Annotated in this window: 9 protein-coding genes, 1 tRNA gene and 1 pseudogene; 7 read left to right on the top strand and 4 right to left on the bottom strand. The window is 38.8% G+C overall.

Annotated elements, in window-relative coordinates; genetic code table 11:
- Positions 1-4 precede the first annotated feature (4 nt).
- From B0186_RS04960 to zevB, 7 genes are all read left to right on the top strand, one after another.
- Entirely contained in the window at positions 5-598 is a 594-nt protein-coding gene (locus B0186_RS04960) for a DUF4376 domain-containing protein (protein WP_078218288.1), read from the top strand.
- Positions 598-861, top strand: a complete 264-nt coding sequence (locus B0186_RS04965) for a hypothetical protein (RefSeq protein ID WP_078218289.1) — start codon at positions 598-600, stop codon at positions 859-861. The genes B0186_RS04960 and B0186_RS04965 overlap by 1 nt, the downstream gene beginning before the upstream one ends.
- 16 nt (positions 862-877) lie before the next feature.
- Positions 878-1642, top strand: coding sequence for a hypothetical protein (locus B0186_RS04970; protein ID WP_078218290.1), 765 nt, complete (start codon positions 878-880; stop codon positions 1640-1642).
- Positions 1629-2198 carry a baseplate complex protein gene (locus tag B0186_RS04975; RefSeq protein ID WP_078218291.1) on the top strand — a complete coding sequence of 190 codons (570 nt, stop codon included), beginning with the start codon at positions 1629-1631 and terminating at the stop codon, positions 2196-2198. Before B0186_RS04970 ends, B0186_RS04975 begins: the two co-directional genes overlap by 14 nt.
- A complete protein-coding gene (locus tag B0186_RS04980; protein ID WP_078218292.1) occupies positions 2198-3799 on the top strand; it encodes a hypothetical protein in 1602 nt (533 codons plus the stop codon). The genes B0186_RS04975 and B0186_RS04980 overlap by 1 nt, the downstream gene beginning before the upstream one ends.
- A gap of 803 nt (positions 3800-4602) precedes the next feature.
- Positions 4603-5247, top strand: a complete 645-nt coding sequence (locus tag B0186_RS04985; protein ID WP_078218293.1) for a DUF1007 family protein — start codon at positions 4603-4605, stop codon at positions 5245-5247.
- Complete coding sequence (gene zevB / locus B0186_RS04990; protein WP_078218294.1) at positions 5238-6245, top strand: zinc transporter permease subunit ZevB; 1008 nt, start codon at positions 5238-5240, stop codon at positions 6243-6245. Before B0186_RS04985 ends, zevB begins: the two co-directional genes overlap by 10 nt.
- Before the next feature lie 221 nt (positions 6246-6466).
- Here zevB and B0186_RS04995 read toward each other — a convergent pair whose 3' ends face one another.
- The 4 genes and pseudogenes from B0186_RS04995 to B0186_RS12215 all read right to left on the bottom strand — a co-directional run bounded on the left by B0186_RS04995 (position 6467) and on the right by B0186_RS12215 (position 13049).
- On the bottom strand, positions 6467-7441 hold the full coding sequence (locus B0186_RS04995) for a calcium/sodium antiporter (RefSeq protein ID WP_078218295.1): 975 nt from the start codon (positions 7439-7441) through the stop codon (positions 6467-6469).
- A gap of 187 nt (positions 7442-7628) precedes the next feature.
- Positions 7629-7704, bottom strand: a tRNA-Asn gene (locus tag B0186_RS05000).
- Between the two features lie 398 nt (positions 7705-8102).
- Entirely contained in the window at positions 8103-11120 is a 3018-nt protein-coding gene (locus tag B0186_RS05005) for a type III restriction-modification system endonuclease (protein ID WP_078218296.1), read from the bottom strand.
- A 19-nt stretch (positions 11121-11139) separates the two neighbouring features.
- Positions 11140-13049, bottom strand: a pseudogene (locus B0186_RS12215) (site-specific DNA-methyltransferase).
- Positions 13050-13385 lie beyond the last annotated feature (336 nt).

A 13385-nucleotide genomic window follows, 5' to 3' on the forward strand; every position in this document is an offset into this window, starting at 1 on the left:
GTATATGTACGTTTATTTTTTAAAAGCAGACCTAAATCAGTATCAAATTTTCCCAATGCCAGAAAACTTAGATAATTTTGTTGCAATTGAGCTTGAAAACGAAAATGAGCTTAATAACAAACAGCTTATAAAGTATCAATCTCAGTATATTTTAGTCGATAAACAGCCTTCAGAATTGCATATTTGGGACGGTAGCAAATGGATTTTAGATGATGCAAAGCAAAATCAAATTAAAACCGACCAACAGGCGCAAGTTTGGGAACTAATAAAACAAAAACGCTATGAAAATGGCTTAGGCGGGGTTTATATCGCACGGGTCGGAAAATGGTTTCAGACAGGCGAGGAAGAGAAAACAAAATACCTTGGTTTAGATAAAGTTATCGATAAATTAAAAGAAATCGACTGGAAATGTGCGGATAATTCTTTCATTAAAATGAACCGCACTTTGCTTGATGAAATCTTTTTGCAGATGGTCGTGACGGAAAATGCCGACCATATCAACGCAGAAAAGCACAGAATGGCGATGATGAGCGTAGAAAATCCGCTGGAATATGATTATTCAAGCGGTTGGGCGGAAATTTATGAGGAGGGTAAATAATGGAGAAATTAAAAAATTATTTTTACCATGTTTTTGTGGGACTTGACCAATTTTTAAATGCAGTCGCTGGCGGTGCCGCAGATGAAACTTTTTCAAGCCGTTGCTACCGTGGCGCAGTTTTAGCCAAACAGCCTAAAAAACGCTGGCGATTTTGGTTTCATTTTGTCAATGGTTTGTTTTTTGATAAAAATCATTGCAAAACCGCTTATGAAAGCGAAGTAAATCGCAAGCAATATCCAAGCGTATTTCAAGCGATTGACTAAAAAATAAGGGTGTTTTATGTGGAAAAAGCAGGAATTAAAATTATCCCCACAAGCGAAAAACACACTTGAGCAAGCACAAAGGGGGATTATTTCCCCTTTTTCGTTATCGGCGCAAGGTGTGAAAATTGGGGTGCATAACTGGACGCACGGCATAAAAGAGAAATCAAACCGATATTTATCGCCAGAAAACGCAGTGAAGGCGCTTTCGGTGAAATTGGTTGATTATGCTGATCCAAACCGCCCGCGCGGGCGTCAAGATGTGATCGCGGTGATGATAACAAGCAATGATATTCAAGATTTTATTAATAGACTTGAGAAAGTGAGCGTTTTAATGCCAGAACCGGCTTTTAAGCAAGCGTTAGATTATGCGAAAGCAAGTAAAGACTTGCAAGAAACGAAGATGATTAAGACGCCGACAATTCAAAGCCCCGCGTTCGCGAAATCGGCAGATATTACGCCAGGAGCAAATCGTGAAATGCAGTCAATTTTACGCAATGCAATGAGCGCAGCGAAAGCGGCAAGTGCGGGCGATCCACAAGCAAAATTAACCGCACTTTTAGCGGCAAAACGTGAAAAAGAACAACAGAACGCGCGACGCGTGGCGGAAATGTTAGAAACAAGCGTTTTAGTTGATGCGTTTATTGCATCGGATTTTTTAGAATCAGCAGACGCGCAAATAAAATTAAATATCCCGCCGGCAAGCAATGTATTCACAGCTTGCGTGATGTTTATCGGTGCGGATCTTTCAACAATTAAGGGAATGTTAAATGGCAACGATTAAGCGCAATCCTAGCGTGCAGTTAGCGTTAGACGGTAAGCCGATTTATTTACACGATATTAATATAAACGCGAGCGTAAAACGCGATGATAAAGATATGAGTGGGCAGAAATCTAGCACGAAAAAAACAGATAAGGGCGTAAAAGCGAAAGAATTAAACGTGAGCGGCGTGATTCCTTATGATCGCAAAGAATGGCTCACTAGCCTGTTTAATTTAGCAGAGGCAGAGAATGAGAAAGGCGAGCAAGTGAAGTATCGCGTTTCGTGCTTGATCGCAGAGGCAATCAATATGCGAGAAGTGCAATTCACTGGACAAGTAAGCGCAACAGAAATGGGCGGGCGCTTGGCGTGGCAAGTATCCTTTACCTTGCGCGAAGTGAATTCAATTGCAGAGAAAAAAGAACAGCGCAAGCCGAAACCGAAAGCGAAGACGCAAGCAGAAAGCGCGCCAGTGGCTGAACCGTCGAAACCGACAACAAGTGCGCCGAAAGCTGAAGAAAAACCGCAGGCGGAAGATAAATCAATTTGGAAATGGATTGATGACGCGTTGGGGGGATAATGAAAGTTATTAAAACAGTAGAGATCGACGGCGAAGAATTAGAGCTTGCGCAAGAGGATCTTATTTTAGAGTTAAACAACACGGGGCGCGGGTTCGTGACAGTTCGCACGGATAAGCCTTGTGAAGGTAAAAGTGCGGTGATTTTCGTCGGCGAGTATGACAATTTTTATAAATGGTTTGATGGATTCGTCGAGCGTGAGCAATTAGCCGAAAATGGCTATAAAAAGTTATTTGTGCGCGAGAAAGTGGCGATTTTTGAAAGACCGCTTAATTGTTCGCATCGTCATATCACGTTAAGGGACCTTTGCGCGTGGATTACAAGCGCGACGGGGATCAATGTTAAAGTGCCGGCGGCGAGTTATGCAGACACGCCGATACCGCTTTTCACTCATACTGGCAGCGGTTATCAGCTTTTAAACAATATCGGGCGACAATATCAGATTCAGAATTATATGTGGCAACAAGCGGCGGACGGTTCACTTTTCGTCGGTTCGCACGATGATTCGCGCTGGTTTGGGCGTGATGTGCGCATAGATGAAAGCGTGACTTTATCAAGCGGAAGTAATGATATGACGATTCCTATCGCGGCTGCTATTCGACCGGGTGCACTGATTAACGGTAACAAAATAAAAACGGTGCAGTTAAAAGGCGATGATTATGTGTTGTCCTGGGAAAATTTAGACAAAGAAGGCAAGCCAGTACAGAAAAGCCCAGAGCGTCGGCAAATTGAAAAAACATTCCCAGAGCTTGCGGGCGGTTATCATTTGCCGCGCTATGCGAAAGTTGTAGGCGTGGCTGATCCGTCGGGTGCGGGTGATATTTCTGATCCATTCCGTCCAAAATACGCAGTAGAATTACAATTGTTGGACGAACACGGCGAAGTTGATCAGACCGTGCCGGTCTATCCCGCGGTGCCGTTGCCGGTGACGAGTACAGGCTCACAGGGCGGCGATTTTGCTTTTCCCGAAGTTGGCACGGTGGTAGAAGTGGGCTTTGCTTACGGGCGTTCTGATAAGCCATTCGTGCGAACAATGTTAGCACAAGATAAGACGATTCCAAGTGTTGAACCTGGCGAACAGTTAAAACAACAGCGCCCTGAAGTTTACGAAAGAACGGACGCGGCGGGCAATAAAACGCGGGAAACTGATCAACAAATCAAAGATAAATCATTCACGCGGGTTATTGAGTGCGATCAAGAAACTAAATCGATAGGTACATCAGAAAAGACAATCGATGCAGACGCGGACGAGATGATCGGCGGCAATAAAAGCGTGAGCGTTGTGGGAAACTATGACGAAACAATAGCAAGCAATAAAAGCGCGGGTGTTGGCGGAACGTTGCAAGAGCGGATCGCGGGCATTGCGTTGCGAGTATCAGATACTAAAAACAAACTAGTCGCGCCACTTAGCTACATGGGAACAGGCGGGCAAAATATTTTTAAAATACTGGAAGAACTGATACAGATTGTTGCTGATATTGCAGACACTGCAAGCAGTCACACACACAACGGATCACCCCCGCCAGACCAGGGCGGGCAATTCTCACAACAGAACAGCAGAGCAAAAGCAGAAAAAGCTAAGTTAAGCCCGATAATTGAATAAAGAACGATTATAAGCACCAAAAGCCACGCATTGACGTGGTTTTTCTTTTGCGCGCGAGATTTCTTTTAATAATAAAGAGTTAGCTACGCGCGGTGCAATGCGTAGGAACTCACGGAAAATTTTCACGGCAACGGCGAAGGCACGTAAAATCCACTTCCTACCCTTCGAAATTTTCGTTAAAAATTCCCATTTTTTCAGTTAATTTTCAGAGGGGAAACTTATTAGAAGTCAGTAAGTAAAAGAGATCTTAAAATAAAGACAATTAGATCTTAACTGAAAAGATTTCAGTTAATTTCAGTTTTTTTCACTTAAAGAAGATCTAAAATTAAAGAAAAAATTTAATAACTAACTGAAATATATAAGAAATAAATGATTTTACGTGGCTCTAATGAGTGAAATATATTTCACTTATTCCTTTCAGGTTTATGAAATCAAAAATCAAATCGCCACAAAATCGCCACAGATATAAAATCATAAATAAAAAATTATTCTATTTTATTGATTTTTAAGCAAAAAAACCTCCCAAAAGGGAGGTAGGAAAGTAGTTTAGCTATTTATTTTATGATTATTTTATTTATTAGGAACTTTATGAATATCAAGCTATCACTTGACGGCGGTTATACTACATAATTTTAGCCTTCAAACCAACCGGCATTTAGTATTTTATTGATATAAATCATATTTTTATGTCTTTTTGTCTTAATGTTGTATTCAAATAGAGCATATGATTTTTCCAGAAGAACTGAACATAAGGAATATATTGTGATAGCATATCGCTAATGTAATCTCATCTCTGGAAATCTATGCAAAAATTGATTCGCCTACTTAGTATTATCTTCAGCCTTCTACCTATATATAGCTTAGCTCATCCCCATGCGTTTATTGAAATGCGCACAAAACCAATAATTGAAGAGCAAAAATTAACAGGTTTTTCAATGCAATGGATTCTAGATGAGGCGAGCTCTGCAGCTGTTTTATATGATCTGGCTTTTGTGAAAGATAATGAAAAAGAATTGCAGAAATTCATTGATGATATGATCCAAAATGTTGTCAATGAGCATTACTTTAGCTATTTCTTTGATAAGAAAGGCGACAAGATAAAATATTCTGCGCAACCAAAAAACTATGGACTAAAGTCTAATGGTGCTCAAGTTTTGTATTATTTTGATTTTTTTCTAACTAAACCACAGAATTTATCTAATAACAAATTTGAGTTATCCACTTATGATCCCACTTATTATGTTTCTATGTATTACGATAAAGACAATAAAGAGGAAAGTGCGGTAGATTTTTCAAAACTTCCGCAACATTGCAAAGGAAATATTGTCGAACCCCAAGTGGATCAAAAATTACAGGAATACGCCGCCTCTTTAGATCGTAATCAGCGTGGTGAAGATAGTTCACTCGGCGTTATTTTTGCACAAAAAGTGGTAATTCAATGTCAATAAAAACCAACTATAAACTCATATTGCTGTTTTTATTTTTATCTTTCAGCAGCATTTATTTATTTCCTTATTTATTTTCACAAGTGCTCATTTGGCAAAGAGAGTTTAACCAATTAATTTCAGGCTATTTGCACCAAATAAAACAAGCGCCAATTCACTCAGGTGTTGGATTAATTGTGATGAGTTTTATTTATGGTATTTTTCACGCTTTAGGTCCTGGGCACGGTAAGTTTGTGATTGGAAGTTATTTAGCTACGCATCAATCTCAGTTAAAAGCGAGTATGAAGTTGACCTTTTTGTCTTCTTTAATGCAAGGAATTGTGGCTATTTCTCTGACATCAATTCTTGTGGCAATCTTAAATTTATCATCAAGTTATTTCAAATTAAGCCAACTTTGGTTAGAGCGAGGCGCTTATTTATTACTGGCTATTTTAGGCTTGCAATGGATTTTGCAAGGTCTAAAAAGTGTCCGTAAAAAAAGTGTTCAGCAACCGAAAATCAAACGGCTAAACCCTATTTCCATGCAATTCAACAAAATTGGCATACAAAGTGCGGTGTTAAATCAGAGAGAAATTCATGTACATACTGAGCATTGTTCTTGTGGGCATCAACATTTGCCTAATCAACAACAATTACAACAGGCTCAAAGCCTAAAATCACAATTTCTGATTATTTTAACCATTGGCATGCGTCCTTGTTCTGGCGCTATATTTGTATTGTTTTTAGCTTATATGTTGGATCTATACTTCTGGGGGATGTTAGCAACCTTGGCAATGTCCTTAGGAACAGGGTTAATGTTATCGGGATTTGCCTTAATTGTGTTATATGCAAGAAAAAGTGCGGTGCAATTGGGCAATTTTTATTTTGCGAGAAACAAAGATCATTGGGCAATTTTTGTTCGCATGTTCGCTGGTGCTATTATGCTATTTTTTGCATTGACCTTGATATATGGTACGACGTTACCAGTACGAGGTGGAGCGTTGTTAATTGGGGGAAGTTAATTTCTTTCCTTATATAACGTTAGCGCCAGTGTCATTTCCGATAGCTCCAGTGTCACCACTGGTGCTTTTGTTTTTTTACCAAAAGTGCGGTGGTAATTTGAGGCAATTTTGGTCACCCGTGAGGACACGGGCGACAGCAGGGGGATAGCAACAAGAATTTTATGGATTTTATAGGGGCGAAAAATATTTCGCCCCTACTTTTGTTCCTAACTAAATCGTAGTTAAAGTGCGGTACTAATTAAGAAATAAGTATAAGCAATATAACTCGTTAACAACAATGCACCTTCAAAGCGATTAATTGAGCCAATTTTTTGACGGAAGCCATAACCCAAAACGAATAAAGATAGGGTTAATGCGCCCATCACTAGCATATCTCGAGTGAAGATCTCATTGCTGACTTGAATTGGTGAGATTGCGCCAGCGATACCAACGACAGTTAAGGTATTAAATAAGTTAGAACCAATAATATTACCTACCGCGAGATCCACTTCGCCTTTGCGCGCGGCCATAATTGATGCTGCTAATTCTGGTAATGATGTACCAACAGCAACTATCGTTAAGCCAATAATTAAGTCGCTAACCCCTAATTGAGTCGCAATTTCGACGGCACCCCAAACCAATAATTGAGAACTGCCCATCAATAAAATCAACCCTAATATCATCCAAAATAAAGCCAATTTGACAGACATAGGGCTTTGCTCTGCTAACTCTGCTGTTATATCTTCAGCAGCAAGGCTATCTTGCGAAGATGATCTACTTTGCCAAATACTCCAAGCCATATAAATCGCAAAAATAACGAGCAAAATAATGGCATCTAAATGTGATATTTCAGCATCATAGATTAAGTATGCAGAAATCAGGGTTACAAAGGTTAAAATTGGCAATTCTTTCTTTAATACTTGCGAATTCACTATTACGGGTTTTACCAATGCAGTAATACCTAAAATGAGAGCGATATTGCTAATATTGGAACCGTAGGCATTCCCTAGCGCAATACCAGGATTGCCATTTAGAGCTGAGAAAGCAGACACAATCATTTCTGGCGCTGAGGTACCAAAGCCAATAATGATGATACCAATCAATAAAGCGGACATACCAAGAGAACGGGCAAGAGAGGCAGCGCCATCGATAAAACGATCCGCACTCCAAACTAAAATAGCTAAACCAGAAATAATAGCTAATACAGGAAATAACATGATAAAACCTAAATAAAGTGTGGAAATGAAATATAAAGGTGCGGAGTATAAAATAATTTTTTAGGATTTTGAATAGGAGAGAAAAAATAAAAGCCCACCAAGGAGGAGATCTATATGTGGGCTTAAAACCTTTTGGAAAATTGAGTTTTTATAAAAGGAGACAAATAAAAACCTACCAAAAGAAAAATGGCTCCTCCTGCTGGACTTGAACCAGCGACATACGGATTAACAGTCCGCCGTTCTACCGACTGAACTAAGGAGGAATAATTCTGTATCACAAGGAGTGGCGCGTATAATAATGATCTGCTATATGCTTGTCAATAAGATTTTTTTTAATAAATTAAATTTTTTTCATCTTCATTACTATCCACAAATCCTGTGGATAACTCTGTGAGTTATTCAGGATTTATCTCGCTCAAGCCTTATAAAAACTAGGGTTTCTACCAACGTCCGCAAAATTGATTGTAAAATAACATTTTCTTATATTTCAATATGTTACATTAAGTCTAGCGATTTTTAAGAAAAAATTTTTATTTTTTTATTGTTTCAAACTTGACAAATATAAGTCTGTGTAAAACCTTGATTTTTTCCATCAAAAAAGCTACTCCTCGCGTTTTTGCAAAGAGTAGCCTGTTTCATTAAGAAAAATAAAGATTCTAAACTACCTTACTAACTCTATCAATTTCCGATAATCCGTTACCACATCATATTTAAGTTGAGCATTGCTCAATTCTTGGAAAAATCTTCTAGCACATTCAATTTTACTTAATTCAGCGCCTTTTAAATTTAATGAAGAAAGTGAGCCTTTGGTTTCTGCCACAAAATAAATATGTTTTACCGAACCTTCCTTGAAGGAAATTGCCCAGTCTGGGTTATAGTCGCCCACAGGTGTTGGAATAAAAAATCCGCCCGGTAATTTGGTATAAACCGTCACATCTTTATCCGTATCCAGCTCTTCAACGAATTTACGCTCAATATCGGAATCCACTTTCACATAATCATAAATATGTTTTTTCACATCTTTAACGACTTTAGAAAAATCATTAATTGGCTGTTCAGTGGTAAAAATGCTGCTGTCAAAACGCTCTTCTAACAAGTTATAGCTCAGTTTCTCAACTACGGTTTGTGCTTTCTGCTCGTTAATTAAACGTGATGCTTCGCTAATAAATTGCTCTGGATTTTTGGCAAATTTAGCAAAAATCGCTGGTTCAATCTTGCTCAAAATCGTTGCAACCGTTCGGCGAGTCAATTTAACTTTCGCTGTAATCTGCCCAACTAAATCGTATTTAGTGGCGATATGTAAATCGGCGTTATAAGTGCTATTCGTTGTTTCTTCCACTTTAAAGGAGGATTTATCTGTTAAATCTCGTTCAGATATTTGCTGTTTCTGAATACCTTCACGCACGCTATAACTCAATTCTGTGATATTTAAGTGACGATTCAGTGCATCAACGCAATGTCTAACTAATTCATCGCTATCAAAATCCACTTGGTACACCGCTTTACGATTGATTTTTTCCCAAAGATTTTTAAATTCAGTGCGGTCAAAATTGCTATTTCTTTTATTTGCTTGTGGACGACCATTATCAATAGGGTAGCCATCCGCTGTTCCTGTTGAGCTTTGTAATAGCTCAATAAAAGCATCTTGATATGCGGTCAATGCCGTAGGGAAATTTTCAACTGTTTTTGTTTTAATCGCATCTTGCAATTTTGCTGTTGGTTGATCGTTATCGTCCACATAATCATTTTTCAATAACCAACGATAAAGAGAAACCGCCATTTCTTCACTAATAGCAACATTGCCTTCTTCTGTTTTTAGCACTTTCTTAGCAAAAAAGTCTTTATCCAATTTCGTGGTGCGAGATAAGCCACTACTAATCTCTTTCTGCAAGCCATCCACGAAATCCGCATAGCTTTCGTTAGCGATAACGGTAAGCACATTAATATCGTGAACAGTGGCTGGATTATCTTGTCGCTCGCCCGCTTTATTTACGGCTAAACGCAAGCCACGTCCCACTTCCTGACGGCGAGAAATGGTATTGTCGCTATGTTTGAGCATACAAAGTACAAACACATTCGGATTATCCCAACCTTCACGCAACGCTGAGTGAGAGAAAATAAAACGTGTTGGTTCTTCAAAAGAAAGTAATCGTTCTTTGTCTTTCAAAATTAAATCGTAAGCGTCCACATCATCAGACAAGCCCGCTTCTTCGCCACGACCTTTAATGTTTGGATTAACTAACTGTTTTGATTTTTTATCAATGGAAAAATAGCCGTTGTGGGTTTTCTCCGCAGAAATCCCTTGCAAATACTCAAGGTAATTTGGATCAAAATGAAATTCCGTTAAGGTGTCCGCCAAAATACGTTGATATTCTTCCTCAAAAATACGGGCATATTCGCCTTTGCTATCTTCTTGTGAATAATCACGATATTTCGCCACTTCATCAATAAAGAACAACGAAAGCACTTTAATGCCCTGTCTGAAAAGCTGGCGTTCTTTTTCAAAGTGCGCTTGAATCGTTTCTCGAATTTGAATACGACGCATTTGCTCTTCAGTCACATCGCCAAAGGCTTCGCCTTGATGAATGATTGTGCCATTAGTAAAGGCTACACTGAGAGCATTGGCATCAATTTCACTCACCGTAAAGCCTTCATATTGGCTTAAATCGGTTTTCTCCGCTAAACGTTCGCCTTTACCAATTTTGCAAATTTTTCGCTTAATTTGACCGCTTGCAAGTTTAAATTCTAGCTCTACTGTCGCTGTTGGGGCGGCATTTGGCGAAATATGAATTTGTTGCAAATAGAGATAAGGCTGTGTTCCCGTTAAGCCATTAATGGTAATACCTCGCACCGCAATTCTTTTCACCAGTTTTTGGTTGTAAGCATCTAACGCATCTAAACGATGAATTTTGTTATGCTCTGTTTTATGGGTAGCGGAATAACGCAAAATCATCAACGGATTAAATTTTGCCAAGGCTTCAAGGGTTTTTTTCCCTTCCATTTTTTGCGGTTCGTCCAAAATCAAAATTGGGCGATTAGCACTTAATACCTCAATCGGCTTACGAGATTGAAAATCATCTAATTCCTCATAAATACGGCGGTTCTCTTTGCCAGTAGCATTGAACGCTTGAATATTGATGATCATCACATTGATGTTTGTATTGGAAGAAAAACTTTCAATCTCGTGCAACTGACTTGAGTTGTAGATAAAAGAGCGGGCTTTTTTGCCATATTCTTGCTGAAAATGCTCGGCGGTAATTTCAAAAGATTTTTTAACACCTTCACGAATTGCCACACTTGGCACAACAATCACAAATTTGCTCCAGCCATATTGGCGATTTAGCTCAAAAATGGTTTTGATGTAGCAATAAGTTTTCCCCGTCCCCGTTTCCATTTCAATATCTAAATTGATGGTTTTCGTTTCGGTATTCACTTTATCGGAAAGTGGTAAATTTTGGTTTGCCTGAACTTTCTGGATATTTTTAAGTAGCTCTTCTTTTACCGTATCAATAATTTCAGCATTACGGAAACCGTCGTAATAGCCCATTCTAATTTGGCTACTATTCCCCATATCCATTCGGTATTCTCTTAGGGAACGATAGGGCTGCCCAGCAAAGACATCCACAACCGCATTGACGGCATTGGTTTGGTATTGTTGCGTTTTAAATTGTAATTTCATTGGAAAATTCCACCGCTTGTTAAATCACTCTCAATTCGCTATGTGGCGCAAGTTGTTTAAACAACTGCTCGGCGTTAATTTTGGTGGCATCGTCGATAAAACCGTCATCACGAAATACCGCTCTTAATGGCTGATATTGGGTAATTGCTTTAATTAATTCTTCATCAATTTCTTTATCAAAACACGCCACTAAAACACTTTGATCCACAAAAAACACATTTTTGCCATTAATCACTTGTTTATCAATCGGCAAGGTTAAATCCACGCCCCAATCTAACAGCACTTGGAATAATAAATCTTCTTCGCTACGGTCGGCTTTGATATGTTCCACTTGGCTAAACATATCCCCTTGTTGCAGTTGTTGTGGAGTGTAATAAATATCCGCCATATTAGAACTATCAATTTTTAATACCCTAAAGCCAATATCTAAATGTTCTGTTGGTTTTTGATTATAGGCTAACTCTTGTACAATTTTTTTCCCTGCTCGGCGAATACGTTCTTTGCTGATTTCGGCAATAGTTTTATAGCCTGCTTTATGTGCCTCTGATTTTTCATCCGTTTTTTCAGGAATTTGCACCATAATAAATTTGCGATTACCGCCATCTTCTGCATTTAATTGCATAACGGCATGGGCGGTTGTGGCAGAGCCAGAGAAGAAATCGAGGATTATGGAGTTAGAGGCATTAAGAATCCCTATTAAATAACGAACCAAGCTAATAGGCTTAGGATATGAAAATACTGCAGTCTGAAAGAGGGAAACTATATCTGAACGTCCTTGTAGGACATCGCCTACTCTATCTTTGGGAATAATCGTATTAGGTGCAGAAGTTGTATTCTTTTTTTAGAATACAAAACGAATGTTTTGGACTTTATAATAATCTCTGTATCATTTTCTAATTCTTTATCAAGGTAATCCTGCCCCCATATTACTTTCCCTGAAAGCATAAAGTCTGTGATTATCTTTCCATCTTTTACTTCCACATCATTATGCAACATGTAGCCATTTCCTTTATCCCCTGCGAAATATATTCCATCAGGAAGAAAAGTTTTGACTACACCAGCCTTAAAACATAGGGTGCTAACTTTCATTGAATTCTTTGTTAATGAAGGAAGACCCTCACTTTTTTCAATGGTTCCATACAATCTATGAAGATTTTGCTTCGCTTTTGCATAAAACAAAATATTTTCTGCATTGGAACGTTTCAATGGAGATGAATTATCGGGTCTAAATGTACTTTCCCATACATAATTATCCACAAAATTTTGTTCCCCAAAAACCTCATCACAAATTCGTTTTAAATTGGCTTGCTCATTATCATCAATGGAAATAAAAATTACGCCATCATCGGTTAATAAATTTCTGGCTAATTTTAAACGGCTATACATCATCGAAAGCCAATCGGAATGGAAACGTCCGTTACTTTCGCTATTGACCACCAAACGGTTGCCCTCTTCATCAATTTGACCGCTCTTTTTGGCATATTCCTGCTCCGATATAGCGAATTTGTCTTTATACACAAAATCCTTACCAGTGTTATAAGGCGGATCGATATAAATCATTTTTACCTTGCCTAAATAGGTTTCTTGCAAGAGTTTTAGGGCATCGAGGTTGTCGCCTTCAATAAAGAGATTTTCGGTGCTGTCAAAATTGACACTTTCTTCCCGACAAGGGCGTAGGGTTTTGTTGATTGGTGTGTTGGCAAGCACAGTTGCGTCTGCTTTACCTACCCAGTTGAGTTGATAGCGTTCTTGTGAGCCCTTCACAATACAGCGAGAACGAGAAAGTTCTTGTTTGAGTAAATCAAAATCAATGGCTTGTTCTAATTTGCCGTTATGTTCACGTTCTGTTACACAATTTGGGAAAAGTGCGGCAATTTTTTCGATATTTTGTGCGGTTATATCCGCACTTTGCATTTTTAATTTTTGCATAAGATCCTCTGTGCTTAATATTTCGAACGGACGCCAGCGTGGCGTCCCTACTGATCAGGTTATATGTGATATCGGTGATAAATTAAAATCATCATTTTTTAATTTCAATAATCAATCTAAATCCGAAGTATTCGTAGGGACGCCACACTGGCGACCGTTACCAATCAGCTTTAATCAACTATTTTATGGCATCTAAATCCAAAGTGGATATAGGGACGCCACGCTGGCGTCCGTTACCAATCAGCTTTAATCAACTATTTTATGGCATCTAAATCCAAAGTGGATGTAGGGACGCCACGCTGGCGTCCGTTACCAATCACACCTGTTCGAAACCTT

The sequence above is a fragment of the Canicola haemoglobinophilus genome (genome assembly GCF_002015075.1).
GTDB lineage: Bacteria > Pseudomonadota > Gammaproteobacteria > Enterobacterales > Pasteurellaceae > Canicola > Canicola haemoglobinophilus.

Excerpts from the sequence above, each read along its gene's own strand:
- B0186_RS04960 (WP_078218288.1), top strand. The coding sequence starts at position 5 with ATGTACGTTTATTTTTTAAAAGCAGACCTAAATCAGTATCAAATTTTC.
- B0186_RS04965 (WP_078218289.1), top strand. The coding sequence starts at position 598 with ATGGAGAAATTAAAAAATTATTTTTACCATGTTTTTGTGGGACTTGAC.
- B0186_RS04970 (WP_078218290.1), top strand. The coding sequence starts at position 878 with ATGTGGAAAAAGCAGGAATTAAAATTATCCCCACAAGCGAAAAACACA.
- B0186_RS04975 (WP_078218291.1), top strand. The coding sequence starts at position 1,629 with ATGGCAACGATTAAGCGCAATCCTAGCGTGCAGTTAGCGTTAGACGGT.
- B0186_RS04980 (WP_078218292.1), top strand. The coding sequence starts at position 2,198 with ATGAAAGTTATTAAAACAGTAGAGATCGACGGCGAAGAATTAGAGCTT.
- B0186_RS04985 (WP_078218293.1), top strand. The coding sequence starts at position 4,603 with ATGCAAAAATTGATTCGCCTACTTAGTATTATCTTCAGCCTTCTACCT.
- zevB (WP_078218294.1), top strand. The coding sequence starts at position 5,238 with ATGTCAATAAAAACCAACTATAAACTCATATTGCTGTTTTTATTTTTA.
- B0186_RS04995 (WP_078218295.1), bottom strand. The coding sequence starts at position 7,441 with ATGTTATTTCCTGTATTAGCTATTATTTCTGGTTTAGCTATTTTAGTT.
- B0186_RS05005 (WP_078218296.1), bottom strand. The coding sequence starts at position 11,120 with ATGAAATTACAATTTAAAACGCAACAATACCAAACCAATGCCGTCAAT.